This is a genomic window from Aestuariivita sp., assembly GCF_049276915.1.
GTDB lineage: Bacteria > Pseudomonadota > Alphaproteobacteria > Rhodobacterales > Rhodobacteraceae > Aestuariivita.
The window spans coordinates 1-14,640 of record NZ_JBASXK010000170.1 but is presented as its reverse complement, the minus strand read 5'-3'; the positions used below and the strand labels follow the sequence as shown (position 1 = coordinate 14,640).

Genomic DNA, 14,640 nt, shown 5'->3' with positions numbered 1-14,640 from the left:
ATGCTGCCCAAGTGGTTTGATAAATGGAACCGGGAAAACCCGACCGACATATTCGGTCCGGCCATCCTGGTGGGTGCCCTGGGAGGCGCAGTGTTCGTCGCGATCCTTCTGGTCACCTGGGGGCAACCCTTTGCCACCAACTCGATGCAGACAGGTCCGCGTGGTACAGGGATGTCTGTTCCCGAATTCAGCGCGGCCCTGGCCAAGCCTGACCCAACGATCGAGAATTACTTCACCGCAGAGCCTTTTGTGCCCGAAGGTGGAGAGGCCCTGGCCAAGGATGTATACCAGAACGTGCAGGTCCTGGGTGAACTGACCGAGGACAACTTCAACCGGCTGATGAATGCCATGACCCAGTGGGTCGCACCCGATCAGGGCTGTGCCTATTGCCATGGCGACGGCGATCTGGAGACCTATGGCTCGGACGATCTTTACACCAAGGTTGTCAGCCGCCGGATGATCCAGATGACCCAGACCATCAATGATGGATGGGCGGGCCATGTGAATGCCAACAAGGAAGTGGGTGTCAATTGCTATACCTGCCACCGTGGTGAGAACGTGCCGTCCGAGATCTGGTTCAAGATCGGACCTGTGAACCAGGCAGCCGCCGGCTGGTCTGCGATTCAGAACAGAGCGACGATGATCAGCCAATCGACCTCGCTGCCATCGGATGCTCTTGAAAAGTACCTGCTGGACGGTGAACAGATCGTTGTTCACGACCTGGAAAGCCGCGTTGCCGGTGGCCCGGCAAGTGACGACAATCCGCTTCCCTCGATCCAGAATACCGAGCGCACCTATTCGCTGATGAACTATTTCAGCAACTCACTGGGTGTGAACTGTGTGTTCTGTCACAACTCGCGGGCCTTCTATGCCGCCGCCGGTGAAGTGACGCCGCAGTGGTCGACCGCGGGTCTGGGTATCCTGATGGTGCAGGAGTTGAACAACGATTACCTGGTTCCGCTGAGGGATGTGTATCCTGCCGAACGGCTGGGACCGGTGTTTGCGGACGCCCCCAAGGTTGCCTGCAAAACCTGTCACAAGGCCTATCAGCAACCGATGCAAGGCCTGAATGTGATCGCCGATTGGCCCGAGCTCGCCTCGTCAGAGCCACCGGTATACGAATAAGGGCTGGGCAGCGGGTTCCCTGTCCGCTGCCCCCCTTAGCCTAGCACGGACCCGCGGCTTCCTGGGTCCGGGCTCGGGGTCTCAACACCCCGGTTCCCTTCCTGTTGGCTACAGGAAACCGGCGTCGTGGGCGTGGGGGCGCTCCTATCTCCCACGACGCCTTCTATCACACGAAAGGTGATTGATCCATGACTCATACTCGCACCCCTCTTCTGGATCGTGTCGCTGGTCCGCAGGATCTGAAATCTTTCACCGACGCAGAACTTGGCCGGGTTGCGGGTGAGTTGCGCAACGAGGTCATCTCGGCCGTGTCCGAGACCGGAGGCCACCTGGGATCGTCTCTGGGTGTTGTCGAACTGAGCGTGGCGATCCACGCGGTTTTCAACACACCGAATGACAAGCTGATCTGGGATGTCGGTCACCAGTGTTACCCTCACAAGATTCTCACCGGTCGTCGTGATCGGATGCGCACGCTGCGCCAGAAAGACGGGCTGAGCGGCTTCACCAAGCGCTCGGAAAGCGAATATGACCCCTTTGGTGCGGCCCATAGCTCGACCTCGATTTCGGCGGCGCTCGGGTTCACCGTGGGCCACGATCTGGGCATGGCGACAGGAGACGCGATCGCCGTCATAGGCGACGGGTCGATCAGCGCGGGCATGGCCTATGAGGCGCTGAACAATGCCGGGGCCGAAGGGCGCCGGATGTTCGTCATCCTGAATGACAACGAGATGTCGATTGCTCCGCCCGTTGGCGCGATGAGCACCTATCTGAGCCGGATCTCGCAGATCGGCCCTCTGCCGCTGTTTGATGCCGTGGCCAAGGATATGGAGAAACTGCTGCCCGAACCGATGCGCCTCGGGGCGCAGCGCGCGCGCCAGATGGTGACGGGCGTTCAGGGTCAGGGCACCTTCTTCGAAGAGCTGGGTTTTGAATACATCGGCCCCATTGACGGCCATGACATGGATCAGCTTCTGGGCGTTTTGCGGGCTGCGCGCACGCGGGCCACAGGGCCGGTCCTGATCCATTGCTGCACCGTCAAGGGCAAGGGATATTCCCATGCGGAAGGCTCGGCGGACAAATATCACGGCGTGTCGAAATTCGATGTGAAAAGCGGCGTGCAGGCCAAAGCCACCGCCAATGCGCCCAGCTATACCAAGGTGTTCGGACAAGCGCTGGCGCAGGAGGCCGCGCGCGATCCACGCATCGTGGCCGTGACGGCGGCGATGCCCGGAGGCACCGGGCTGAACATCATGGCCGAGCGCTTTCCGGCGCGGGTCTTTGACGTGGGTATTGCCGAGCAACATGGCGTGACCTTTGCCGCCGGGATGGCGGCTTCGGGCCTCAAGCCCTTCTGCGCGATCTATTCGACCTTCCTGCAGCGAGGGTATGATCAGGTCGTGCATGACGTGGCCCTGCAGAAGCTGCCGGTACGCTTTGCGCTGGATCGTGCCGGACTGGTGGGTGCGGATGGGGCGACCCATGCCGGTGCCTTTGACATCGGGTTTCTGGGTGCCTTGCCCGGCATGGTGGTCATGGCGGCCTCGGATGAGGCGGAACTGGCCCATATGGTCGTGACGGCCGCCGAATATGACGAGGGTCCGATTGCCTTCCGCTATCCGCGCGGCAATGGCACGGGCGTCCAGATGCCCGAGCGCGGCGAGGTCATCGAGATCGGCAAGGGCCGCGTGGTGCGCGAAGGCACGGATGCGGCCATCCTGTGCTTTGGCACCCATCTGGCGGAATGCGAAATGGCAGCGGCCATGCTGGAAGCCGAGGGCGTTTCGGTCACATTGGCGGATGCGCGGTTTGCCAAACCTCTGGACATGGATCTGATTGCCTCATTGGCGGCCAATCACGCGGCACTGATCACGATCGAGCAGGGCGCGATGGGCGGTTTTGGGGCCTTTGTTCTGCAGGCGATGGCGGCGCAGGGCCTGTTGGATGGCAAGCTGAAGGTGCGCACCATGTGCCTGCCGGATCGCTTCATCGATCAGGCAAGCCCGGCCGAGATGTATGCGGACGCCGGGCTTACGGCGCTGGACATCATGAGCGAAGTCAGCCGCATGCTGAAGCGTGACACCACGGTTGTGGGCTTTTCCGGGCGCGCCTGATCACGGGCGCGCGCGCTTCAGGTCCTGTGTGACCCGAGGAAACCGAGAAGCTGTGCGGTCACGGCCTTTGATGCATCCCAGTGGATCGAGTGCCCGGCACCGGCAATGGTATGATGCGTGGCATTGGCGAATGCGGCGAACCCGGCGCGCGCCTCATCTTCGGGCAACAGCACGTCCTTTTCGCCATAGAGCACCTGGGTCGGACATGTGAGATCCGAGATATCGGCCTGCGGTACATAGGTCCTCAGGATGTCGATCTGGTGCATCATCGCCGCGCGTGATTGCGCATGCGGATAGGCAAGAGCGGCCTGGAGCGCGATTTCGGTATTCTCGGGGTTTTCGAAAAAGGCGCTGGAAAAGACCCAAGGATAGAGCGCCTTGAGCCAGAGCGTTTCGCCATCAGGTTGGGCGCGGATTTCGCTCAGGGCGTCGAACACCGCGATCGAGCGGGCCGAACGTTGCGGGGCTGACGCCATGACGGTCAGGGACGAGACCCGCCCTGCGGCCAGACCCGCCAGTTCGATGGCCATGCGCCCGCCCATGGAATGACCCACCACATGAAAGGCGTCATGCCCAAGATGGTCCATCAGCGCCAGCGCATCCTGCGCCATGCCGAGGATGCTGACGGGCGCATCCCAGGGCGTGGTGCGCCCCGTGGTGCGGTTGTCGGGGCGGATCAGGGTGAATTCCCGGGACAGGGGCTCGACCAGCGGGGTCCAGCTGGCACTGTCGGACAGCATGCCGGCCAACAGGATCACGGGCGGGCCCGCGCCGTCGATTTCATAGTGCAGGGTGATGTCGTCACGGTCCAGATCAGGCATTCAGATCGCTCCAGCAGGGCAGGATGTCGCCCGGTGCGGGGCGCGCGTGATAGATCGCGCGGGCAATGGCGCGGGCAAGGCAGAGGGACGCGGCGTGGCCGATCAGGGCCAGACCGCGTTCGGGGTCATGCAAGGGGCGATCGGCGGTGGAGAGGGCGAAGACCAGATCGCCGTCTCCGGGGCTGTGCGCAGGCAGGCAGGCACGCGCAATGCCGTCATGGGCCGCGGTCGCCATGCGCTGGCACTGGGCCTTGCTGAGCGTGGCATCGGTGGCGACGATCGCGATGATGGTATTGGCGCGCGAGGTTTCGGCCCCCAGCATGGCGGCGACCTTGCGGCTGTGCAGATCGCGGCCAAGGCCTGCCGCGGGGTCGGGGCCCTGGCCTCCGAACTCGCAGTCGATCTCGAAGGGGGCGGCCCAGAAATGACGATCCCCGGGGGTTGTCACACTGCCCATGGGATTTGCGGCCACAAGCGCGCCGACGGTGCTGCCATCGGGCAGGACCAGCGAGGCCGAGCCCAGCCCGCCCTTGGTCATGGCGGTCAGCGCGCCGGTGCCGGCACCCTGGGTGCCGATCTCGAAATCGGGGGCGGCGTTGTCAAAGGCCGCTCGGCCCAATGCGCGGTAGGGGTTCTTGTCCCAGTCCTTTTGCCCGCCATTCAGCAGATCAAAGATGATCGCGCCGGGGACCAGCGGAATGCGCGCCGGGCCGACCCGAAAGCCGCGGCCGGCGGCGCGCAATCCGTCCATCACACCCGAACAGGCGTCCAGCCCATAGGCGGAGCCGCCCGCCAGGCAGAGCGCGTCGATGGCCACCACCGATTTGTCGGCGGCCAGCAGATCGGTTTCCCGTGTCCCCGGTGCTCCGCCCATCACATTGACCGAGGCCACGAAAGGTCGGTCGGACGTCAGCACCGTGGCTCCGGATTTCAGCAGATCGTCGCGGGCATTGCCCACATGAAGGCCGGAAATGTCAGTGATCAGATTGCGGGGGCCGGGATGCATGGGCTGCCTTTGGGATGGGTATTTGGGACCAGAAAGAAGCGGGGGTCAGATACAGCGGCCGCCATCGACTTCGAGGGCGACGCCGGTGATCATCGAGGCGGCGTCTGAGCACAGGAACGCGGCGGCGCTGCCCATATCGTCGGGGGTGGAAAAGCGCCCTATGGGGATGGTGGAGAGAAACCTGGCGCGCATTTCGGGCGTGTCTTCGCCCATGAAGCTTTTGAGCAGCGGGGTTTCACCGGCAACGGGGCAGAGGGCGTTTACGCGCAGGCCTTTCGGGGCGAGTTCCACGGCCATGGTCTTGGTTGCGGTGATCATCCAGCCCTTTGAGGCATTGTACCAGTTGAGATTGGGGCGCGGGGAGAGGCCGGCTGTCGAGGCGATGTTTAGGATCGCGCCTGATGCGCGCGATTTCATATGGGGCACCAATGCGCGCGCGGTCAGGTACACGGATTTCACGTTCACGTTCAGAACGCGGTCGAATTCATCTTCGCTGACGTCTTCGAGCGGGGTGGGCATATGGGTGACACCGGCATTGTTGACCAGGATATCGACATGGCCGAAGGCCGCGATGGCAGCCTCCGCCATGGCGTTCACCGAAGAGCCATTGGCGACATCGACCTGTTGGGCGATGGCCTGGGCGCCAATCTGGGCGGCCAGTGCGGTTGCGGCCTTACCGTTGATGTCCGCGATCATCACCCGTGCGCCCTGAGCGACGAAGGCCTGCACGATGCCTGCGCCAAAGCCCGAGGCTCCGCCTGTTACGATCGCCGTCTTTCCTGTCAGTTGCATGGGTCATCCTCCGTTCTTGTGGACGATGCCGCGAAGAGGGGAGGCCTGCAAGGGCTGGTTGGGCAATAGATCAGCCGTGATGGGCCGCCACGGTTTTCAGCGTGGAAAAACCATAGAGCGCCTCGAAGCCTTTCTCGCGGCCATGGCCGGATTTTCCGACACCGCCGAACGGCAGTTCCACGCCACCGCCCGCGCCGTAATTGTTGATGAAGACCTGTCCGGCCCGCAGCCGTTTGGCCAGTCGCATTTGCCGCGCCCCGTTGCTTGTCCAGATGGAGGCGACAAGGCCATAGTCGGTGCCGTTGGCGATGCGGATCGCGTCCTCTTCAGTGTCAAAGGGGATCAGCACCTGGACGGGGCCGAAAATCTCGTCACGGGCCAATCTGTGATCAGGCGGCACATCGGCAAAGAGGGTCGGGATGACATAGGCCCCTGTGGCCGGAGCGGTCTGCAACAGCTGGCCCTGTCCGGCGATCGGCAGGTCTGCGCCTTGTGCAAGAAAACCCTCGACGATCTGTTTCTGGCGGGGCGAGATGAGAGGGCCGACGCGCAGGTCTTGGATCGCGGGGCCGACGGTGAGCCGGGCATAGGCCTCGGACATGCGCGCGCGCACCGTGTCATAGACGCCGCGCTGAACCAGGATGCGCGAGGAGGCCGAGCAGGTTTGCCCGGCATTCTGGATCCCGGCATTCACAAGGAAGGGCAGGGCGGCGTCCAGATCGGCATCCTCGAACACAAGCTGGGGGGATTTGCCGCCCAGTTCAAGCGTGACAGGCACCACGTTGCGAGCGGCTGCGGCCTGAACCAGCGCCCCGGTGGCGACCGATCCGGTGAACGAGATGTGGTGGATACCGGGGTGGGCTGACAGCGCCGCGCCGGCCTCGGCCCCGAGACCGGGTATGACATTGAGCGCACCCGTCGGCACGCCGGCCTCCTGTGCGAGATGGGCAAAGGCCAGAGCGGTCAGGCAGGCTTCTTCGGCGGGCTTGAGCACGCAGGCATTGCCCATTGCAAGGGCGGCCCCCACCGAGCGCCCGATGATCTGCATCGGGTAATTCCACGGCACGATATGACCCGTCACCCCATGGGGTTCGCGCAGCGTATAGACCGTGTAGCCTTCGAGATAGGGGATGGTTTCGCCCATGACCTTATCGGCCGCGCCACCGTAAAACTCGCAATAGCGCGCCAGCGCCACGGCATCGGCGCGCGCCTGGGTGAGGGGTTTGCCGACATCCGCGGCTTCGAGCTGGGCCAGATCTTCGACCCGTTCAAGCACCAACTGCCCCAGTCGCGTCAGGATGCGCCCGCGTTCAAGCGCGCTCATGCCGCCCCAGTCGCCGCTGAGCGCGCTCTGGGCGGCGCTGACGGCACGGTCGATATCCGCGCCGGTGCCGCGGGCGATGCGCGCCAGTTCGCTGCCGTCCGAGGGGTTGATCAGAGGCAGGGTGTCGCCGCCTGTCGCGGGCACCCAATCTCCGGCGATCAGACAGAGAGAGGGGTCAAACCAGATGGGGTTGGTCATGTCGGGGTTTCCTTGACGGTGAAATGCAGGCTTGCGGATTGGTTGGGCGTAAGCGGGGGGCCGCGTTTGATCGGGTAGTCGGCCAGGGCGCGCGTCCAGAAGTCGCGCGCGCCGGGCGATCCCTTGGCCAGGCCCAATTGCCAGCGACCGGGAAAGCGGGGCAGGATGGCACCAACCATCGCCCGCCCCAGACCGGCCTTGCGATGGGTCGGGGCGATGTAGAATTCGCTCATCTCATGCGTGCCATTGGCAAGCCGTGTGATCAGCGCGAACCCGACGAGGCCGCCGTCATGGAGCGTGAAGGCAAAGCGGTCGGGATCGCTCCAGGAGCGCGCGATACGTTCCGTTGCCGGGGGGGCGAGCGTGGGGGCAATTTCAGCCAGATAGAGGCTGACAAGCGCGACGAATGCGGCGCGATCTGCCGGGGCCAGCGGGCGTATATCGGGCGCGCGCGTCATGCTGCGCCCTGGTTCAGATCGGGCAGGATCGGCGCGGCTGCAATCAAGGCGCGGGTATAGGGGTGTTGGGGGTTGGCAAAGACGCTCTGGGTGTCGCCCTGTTCGACGATTTCGCCGGATTTCATGACCAGAACGCGGTCGGTGACGGATCGCACGACGCTGAGGTCATGGCTGATGAACAGATATGTCAGATCGTACTGGCGACACAGATCGGCCAGCAGATCAAGGATCTGCGCGCGCACGGATACATCAAGCGCGCTGACCGCCTCGTCAAACAGGATCAGTTCGGGGCGGATGATCAGCGCGCGTGCAATGGCGATCCGCTGGCGCTGTCCGCCCGAGAACTCATGGATATACTTGCGTGCATCCGAGGCGGTCAGGCCGACTGCGGTGAGGGCTTCTGCAATGGCGGCCTCGCGTTCGGCTCCACGGGGCGGGTTGTCGAGAAGGTGGAAGGGTTCGGTGATCAGGCGGTCGACGCGGTGGCGGGGGTTGAAGCTGCCGAAGGGGTCCTGAAACACCACCTGCATTTTGCGCCGGACTGCCAGATTGGGCCTGTGGCCGGAAAAGACGGGTTCGCCGTCCAGCCTGATCTCGCCGTGCTGGACCTGTTCGAGACCCAGAATCGCGCGGGTGAGCGTGGATTTTCCGCAACCGGATTCTCCGACCAGACCCAGGCGTTCTCCCTTGTCGATGGTGAAGGTGACGTTGTTGACGGCGCGAAACTGGCCCGGTGTGCTGAACAGATGCGTGCGGGGCAGGCGGTAGTCGCGTGATACGTTGCGCAGCTCAAGCAGAGGGCGGGGCGCGGGTTTGGCAGGCAGGTCCACCTGATGGGTCGAGGCCGCAAACAGCATGCGGGTATAGTCATGCTGCATATGCGCTAGCAGCTGGGCGGTTGGTGCGGATTCGACCACCTCGCCCTTGCGCATGACGGTGATGTGGTGGGCCATATCGGCGACCACGGCCAGATCATGGGTGATCATCAGCATCCCCATGCCCTCTTCGGCGACGAGGCCCTTGAGCAGATCCAGGATCTGCGCCTGCGTGGTGACGTCCAGAGCCGTTGTCGGTTCATCCGCGATCAGCAGTTTGGGGCGCAGCGCGATGGCCATGGCGATGACGACGCGCTGGCGTTGTCCGCCGCTGAGTTCATGGGGGTATCGCGATAGCGCAAAGCGATCGGCGGGCAGGCCTACGCGGTCCAGCACGGCGCGGGCGCGGGCGCGGGCCTCGGCCGGTGGCAGAGCCTTGTGGATGAGAATGGTTTCGGCCACCTGATCGCCGATGGTCTTGACCGGGTTGAGCGCGGTCATCGGTTCCTGAAACACCATGCCGATATCATTGCCGCGCAGGGTGCACATCTGTGCTTCGGAGGCCTGCAGGATGTCGATATGATCCAGCATCACCTGACCTGTCGCCCGTGCGCCGTTGGGCAAAAGTTGCATGACGGTGAAGGCGGTCATCGACTTGCCCGAGCCGGATTCGCCGGTCACCGCGTGGATTTCTCCGGGCGCGATGGAGAGCGATACGTCCTTCAGGATCGCCGTGCCGTGGATCGACAGCGAGAGGTTGCGGATGGAAAGCAACCGAACGCCGGTGCCGTCAACCGCGGGTGTGGTCTGAATGGCCTCGCTCATGTCCGCGCCACCCTGAGCCTTGGGTCGAGATAGTCGCGCAGCCCATCTCCCATCAGGTTCAGCCCCAGCACGGTGAGGATGATGGCCACTCCGGGCATCAGGGCCAGATGCGGCGCGATGCTGACCATTGTCTGCGCATCCGCCAGCATCCGCCCCCAGCTGGGCGTGGGTGGTTGGGCTCCCAGGCCGACATAGGACAGTCCGGCTTCGGCCAGAATGCCAAGGGAAAACTGGATTGTCCCCTGCACGATCAACAGGTTGGCGACATTGGGCAGGATATGTTCGAAGCTGATGCGCGTGGCCGACTTGCCCGACACGCGGGCCGCCATGATGAATTCCCGCTCCCACAGGGACAATGCGGCCCCCCGCGTGATCCGCGCAAAGACGGGGATGTTGAAGATGCCGATGGCAATGATCGCATTGATCGCGCCGGCTCCGAACACGGCGGTGATCAGAATGGCGATGACCAGCGACGGAAAGGCAAAGATCAGGTCATTGGTGCGCATGATCAGCTCGTCCAGCCATGACCCTTTGCGCGCGGCCGCCGCCAGTCCAAGAGGGACACCAAGAGACATGCCGATGCCCACCGCCACAAGGGCCACGGCAATCGAGGTGCGCGCGCCCACCATGAGCATGGAAAGGATATCGCGCCCGAAATGATCCGTGCCCAGCCAATGCGTTGCATTGGGCCTTTGCAGTTTTTCGGGGATGTTCATCTGGGTGTGTTCGAAAGGCGTCCAGACAAAGGACACAAGCGCGGCCAGCAAGAACAGCGAGGACAGCAGCGCGCCAAGAATCAGGTTGCGCCTCATGTGCGTGACCTCAGTCTTGGGTCGACGATCGCATAGGCCAGATCCACAAGGAAATTCACCACGATCACCGCAAAGACCAGCAGCATGACGACCGATTCAACGACGATCAGATCGCGTGAACTGATGGATTGGAAGATCAGCCGCCCGAGGCCGGGGAGGTAAAACACCTGTTCGATGATGATGCCGCCCGCGATCAGGAATGCAAACTGTAGCCCGATGATCGTCAGAACCGGGATCAGCGCGTTGCGCAGGCCGTGTCGCCACAGCGCCTGTCGCCGTGTCAGCCCCTTGGCGCGGGCGGTGCGCATGAAATCTTCCCCCAGGATATCCAGAAGCGACGAGCGCATGACGCGTGCCAGAATGGCCGCCTGCGGCAATGCAAGGGCAATCGCAGGCAGCGTCAGGGAATGCAGACCCGTCCAAAGCCCATCGTCCCAACCGGCAAAGCCACCGGCGCTGAACCAACGCAGGTTGATGGCAAAGACCAGCACCAGCATCATGGCAAACCAGAAATTCGGAATCGCCACACCCAGTTGCGTGGCCCCCATCACAGCGACGTCACCCGGCGTGCCCCGGCGTGCCGCGGCATAGATCCCTGCGGGAAAGGCAATCAAGGTGGACAGGGTCAGCGCATAGAGCGCCAGCGGCAGCGAGACCCACATCCGGTCAGCGATCATCCCGGCCACCGGCGTGCGATAGGTATAAGAGGTGCCGAAATCGCCCACCAGCATCCCGCCGACCCAGTTGAGATACCTCTCCCATTTGGGCACATCGAGCCCCAGTTCGGCGCGCAAGGCAGCGACCGTATCGGGCTGAGCGTTCATCCCCAGCATGAACTGTGCAGGATCACCGGGGGCGACCTCGATCACAAAGAAAATCACCAGGCTGGCAATCGCCAGACTGAGCATCAGAGAGAGCAGACGTTTGAACGTATAGCGCACCATTGCGCCGACGTTAGGGCGCGGCGGGCCGCGGGTCCAGATGCTGCGGGCAGAGGCCTTTGCATGGCCGCCACTTGCTCTATCCTTTCAGCACATGACGCCCCGCTTTATCGGATCCGAGATTTACAGAACCTCCAGCTATGGTCGCTGGCACCCGTTGCGCGTGCCACGGGTATCCACGGTCATGGATCTATCGCGCGCGCTGGGCTGGCTGCCTGCCGCACAGTTCATTGCCTCGCCGCGCGCCAAGCCGGCGGCCTTGATCAACTGGCATGACCCGGCCTATGTCGAGGCCCTGCAACGCGCCGAAGCCAACCAGAGCGTCACGGCGGAAGAGACGGCGCGCTTTCACCTTGGCACGGTGTCCAATCCGGTCTTTCCCGAGATCTTCCGGCGGCCCGCCACCGCTGCTGGTGGCTCCATCCTGGCGGGCGAACTGCTGAGGCAACCGGGGATGATCTATAACCCGGCAGGCGGTACGCATCACGGTATGCCGGGGCGGGCGAACGGCTTTTGTTATCTCAATGATCCGGTGCTGGCGATGTTGTCGCTGCGCGCGCAGGGCATCCGGCGGATCGCCTATGTCGATATCGACGCCCATCACCCGGACGGGGTCGAGACGGGCTTTGGCGGGGATCCCGACCTCTTGATGATCTCGGTCCATGAAGAGGGCCTCTGGCCCCGTACCGGCCTGCTGAGTGATGACGCCGGCGGCAATGCGCTGAACCTGCCGGTGCCGCGCGGGCTGAATGACCGTGACATGGCGCTGATCCGCGAGGACCTGATCCTGCCGCAGGTGACCGCGTTCCGTCCCGAAGCCATTGTGCTGCAATGCGGGGCGGATGCGGTTGAAGAGGATCCGCTGGCCCACCTGTCGCTGTCCAACAGGGCGCATTGGGCGATTGTCGCGGGGCTGATGAGGGTCGCGCCCCGGTTTCTGGCGCTGGGCGGGGGCGGGTACAACCCCTGGACGGTGGGGCGGCTTTGGACCGGTGTCTGGGGCGTGATGAACGGCCATGATATCCCCGAACGCCTGCCACCCGAGGCACAGTCCGTGCTGCGCGCCCTGACCTTTCCGGGCAACCGGCAGGGGCGCAATACGCCCGAGCATTGGTTCAGCACGCTGAAAGATGCCCCGCGCGAGGGTCCTGTGTCAGATCAGGTGCGCGCGCGGGTGAGAACGTTGAACGCGCGCACGGCGATCTGGGTGTGACGTTACAGGCTGGCCGTGGCGCTCAGGCGTTGCGTGTCGGCCCCGGTGATGCGTGCAGCCACGATCTGGCCTTCTGTCTGGGGCGCATCGAATGTCACTTCGGTGAACTGTTCGGTTCGTCCCATATGCGGGTTTTCCATAAGGACGCGGTGGGATTTGCCGATCTGTTCGCTCAGATGGCGGGTCACGGCCTGCTCTCCGGCGGCGCGCAGACGGGCGGCGCGGGCCTTGATCGCGCGGCCATCGACTTGTGGCATGCGGGCAGCCGGGGTGCCGGGGCGCGGAGAATAGGGGAACACATGCAGCCAGGTCAGCCCGCATTCCTCGACCAGCTTCAGAGAGTTCTCGAAATGCGCCTCGGTCTCGGTCGGGAAGCCGGCGATGATATCGGCGCCAAAGGTCATGTCCGGGCGCAGCCGACGGGCTTCCTGGGCGAACCGGATGGCATCATCGCGCAGGTGGCGACGTTTCATCCGTTTCAGGATCAGGTCATCGCCATGCTGAAGCGACAAATGCAGATGTGGCATCAGGCGCGGTTGCGTTGCGATGGCTGCCATCAGATTTTCGTCTACCTCGATGCTGTCGATCGAGCTGATCCGCAACCGCGCCAGATCCGGCACCAGTTTCAGGATGCGCATGACCAGGTCGCCCAGCCTGGGTGCGGCAGGAAGGTCTGCGCCCCATGAGGTCAGGTCCACTCCGGTCAGCACGACTTCGTTATAGCCGCGACCCACCAGGCGTTTGATCTGCTCGACAACCACGCCCGCCGGAACCGAGCGTGAATTGCCCCGGCCAAAGGGGATGATGCAGAAGGTGCAGCGGTGATCGCAGCCATTTTGCACCTGAACATAGGCGCGGCTGCGCGTGCCGAACCCGTCGATCAGGTGCCCTGCGGTTTCGGTGACGGACATGATGTCGTCGACCTGGACGGCCTCGGTCTCGCCAATGAAATCAGAGGCCAGACGGCCCCATGTCTCGGGCTGCATCTTTTCGACATTGCCGATGACGGCATCGACCTCATCCATCGCGGCAAAGGTTTCCGGTTCAGTCTGGGCCGCACAGCCTGTGACGATCAGGCGGGCACCGGGATTTTCGCGGCGCAGCTTGCGGATCTCCTGACGCGCCTTGCGGACGGCTTCGGAGGTCACGGCACAGGTGTTGATCACCACCGCGTTCTGCAAACCGGCCTGGGCGGTCAGCTCTTTCATGGCCTCGGTCTCGTAGGCGTTGAGCCGACAGCCGAGCGTGGTGAAGAGCGGCGCGCTCATGTCAGCCCCTCCAGAAAGGCGGGAGTCAATGTCCCCGAGAAGACATGCGTTGTCGGGCCGGTCATCCAGACGCCGTCTTCGCCCCATTCGACCTGCAGGGTGCCGCCGTCCAGATCAATCCGGACGCACCGCCCGGTCAGGCCGCGCCGCGCGGCCGCCACGGCTGTTGCGCAGGAAGACGATCCCGAGGCCAGCGTGATGCCCACGCCGCGCTCCCAGACCCGCATGCGGATATGGTCGGGGCCGATGATCTGGGCCACCTGCACATTGGTGCGCTCGGGAAAGAGATCGTGATGTTCATGGATCGGCCCGAATGTGGCCAGATCCACGGTCTCGGCATTCTCGACGAAGAAGGTGCAATGGGGATTGCCCATGCCCGTCGCCACCGGATCGCCGTCGATTGGCAGATGCAATGTATCCATCGCATGGGCCAGTGGGATCTCGTGCCAGTCAAGCTGGGGCTGGCCCATGTTGACCGATGTGATCCCGTCGCCCAGATCCCGCGCATAAAGATCGCCGCGCGCGGTGGTCAGATGCAGCCGGGTCAATCCGGCTTCATCCATCACATGACGCGCGATGCAACGGGTGGCATTCCCGCAGGCGGCCGAGGTCGATCCGTCGGAATTATAGAAGGTGAGATGCACATCGCCTGACCCGTTTGTCATCACCGCCAGCTGGTCGAAGCCCACACCGCGATGCCGGTCGCCCAGAGCGCGCGCCAGAGCTGCGCTGACCTCAAAATCGCGCGCACGGCTGTCGATCACGACAAAGTCGTTTCCCAGCCCATGCATCTTCATGAAGGGCAGCCCGGTATCCCTGCGTTCAGCCATTGCGCGCATATAGACGGGGTCCGCAGGCAAATCCAGTCTGCTGCTGCAAAACGGCCTGTTTTGGGGCTTGACCCCTATCGTCGGCTTTTCTACTTAGACCC

13 protein-coding genes are annotated in these 14,640 nt (G+C 63.6%); 3 read left to right on the top strand and 10 right to left on the bottom strand.

From position 1 onward, the window contains the following. The gene (pufC, locus tag WAO69_RS17985) at nt 1–1,125 is read left to right on the top strand and encodes a photosynthetic reaction center cytochrome PufC (protein ID WP_422181710.1); all 1,125 of its coding nucleotides are present in this window, start codon (nt 1–3) and stop codon (nt 1,123–1,125) included. Nucleotides 1,126–1,313: 188 nt separating this feature from the next. Continuing rightward, a complete protein-coding gene (dxs, locus tag WAO69_RS17980; RefSeq protein WP_422181708.1) occupies nt 1,314–3,236 on the top strand; it encodes a 1-deoxy-D-xylulose-5-phosphate synthase in 1,923 nt (640 codons plus the stop codon). A gap of 17 nt (nt 3,237–3,253) precedes the next feature. Here the strand turns inward: dxs and WAO69_RS17975 are convergent, their stop codons facing one another. From WAO69_RS17975 to WAO69_RS17940, 8 genes are all read right to left on the bottom strand, one after another. Further along, on the bottom strand, nt 3,254–4,057 hold the full coding sequence (locus tag WAO69_RS17975; RefSeq protein WP_422181706.1) for an alpha/beta fold hydrolase: 804 nt from the start codon (nt 4,055–4,057) through the stop codon (nt 3,254–3,256). Then, nucleotides 4,050–5,063: a P1 family peptidase gene (locus tag WAO69_RS17970; RefSeq protein WP_422181704.1), complete on the bottom strand. Its 1,014-nt coding sequence runs from the start codon at nt 5,061–5,063 to the stop codon at nt 4,050–4,052. Before WAO69_RS17970 ends, WAO69_RS17975 begins: the two co-directional genes overlap by 8 nt. Nucleotides 5,064–5,108: 45 nt before the next feature. Then, nucleotides 5,109–5,855 carry an SDR family oxidoreductase gene (locus WAO69_RS17965; RefSeq protein ID WP_422181702.1) on the bottom strand — a complete coding sequence of 249 codons (747 nt, stop codon included), beginning with the start codon at nt 5,853–5,855 and terminating at the stop codon, nt 5,109–5,111. A 70-nt stretch (nt 5,856–5,925) separates the two neighbouring features. Then, a complete protein-coding gene (locus WAO69_RS17960) occupies nt 5,926–7,377 on the bottom strand; it encodes an aldehyde dehydrogenase family protein (protein WP_422181700.1) in 1,452 nt (483 codons plus the stop codon). Further along, complete coding sequence (locus WAO69_RS17955; protein ID WP_422181698.1) at nt 7,374–7,835, bottom strand: GNAT family N-acetyltransferase; 462 nt, start codon at nt 7,833–7,835, stop codon at nt 7,374–7,376. The genes WAO69_RS17960 and WAO69_RS17955 overlap by 4 nt, the downstream gene beginning before the upstream one ends. Beyond that, on the bottom strand, nt 7,832–9,475 hold the full coding sequence (locus WAO69_RS17950) for an ABC transporter ATP-binding protein (RefSeq protein ID WP_422181696.1): 1,644 nt from the start codon (nt 9,473–9,475) through the stop codon (nt 7,832–7,834). Before WAO69_RS17950 ends, WAO69_RS17955 begins: the two co-directional genes overlap by 4 nt. After that, a complete protein-coding gene (locus WAO69_RS17945) occupies nt 9,472–10,287 on the bottom strand; it encodes an ABC transporter permease (protein ID WP_422181694.1) in 816 nt (271 codons plus the stop codon). The genes WAO69_RS17950 and WAO69_RS17945 overlap by 4 nt, the downstream gene beginning before the upstream one ends. Further along, nucleotides 10,284–11,231 (bottom strand): ABC transporter permease, encoded by a 948-nt coding sequence (locus WAO69_RS17940; RefSeq protein ID WP_422181692.1) that lies wholly within the window; start codon nt 11,229–11,231, stop codon nt 10,284–10,286. The genes WAO69_RS17945 and WAO69_RS17940 overlap by 4 nt, the downstream gene beginning before the upstream one ends. Nucleotides 11,232–11,322: 91 nt before the next feature. Here WAO69_RS17940 and WAO69_RS17935 point away from each other — a divergent pair, with 91 nt between their 5' ends. Then, nucleotides 11,323–12,441, top strand: coding sequence for an acetoin utilization protein AcuC (locus WAO69_RS17935; RefSeq protein ID WP_422181690.1), 1,119 nt, complete (start codon nt 11,323–11,325; stop codon nt 12,439–12,441). A 2-nt stretch (nt 12,442–12,443) separates the two neighbouring features. Here WAO69_RS17935 and mtaB read toward each other — a convergent pair whose 3' ends face one another. After that, nucleotides 12,444–13,709: a tRNA (N(6)-L-threonylcarbamoyladenosine(37)-C(2))-methylthiotransferase MtaB gene (gene mtaB / locus WAO69_RS17930; protein ID WP_422181688.1), complete on the bottom strand. Its 1,266-nt coding sequence runs from the start codon at nt 13,707–13,709 to the stop codon at nt 12,444–12,446. After that, the gene (gene dapF / locus WAO69_RS17925) at nt 13,706–14,539 is read right to left on the bottom strand and encodes a diaminopimelate epimerase (RefSeq protein ID WP_422181686.1); all 834 of its coding nucleotides are present in this window, start codon (nt 14,537–14,539) and stop codon (nt 13,706–13,708) included. Before dapF ends, mtaB begins: the two co-directional genes overlap by 4 nt. Nucleotides 14,540–14,640 lie beyond the last annotated feature (101 nt).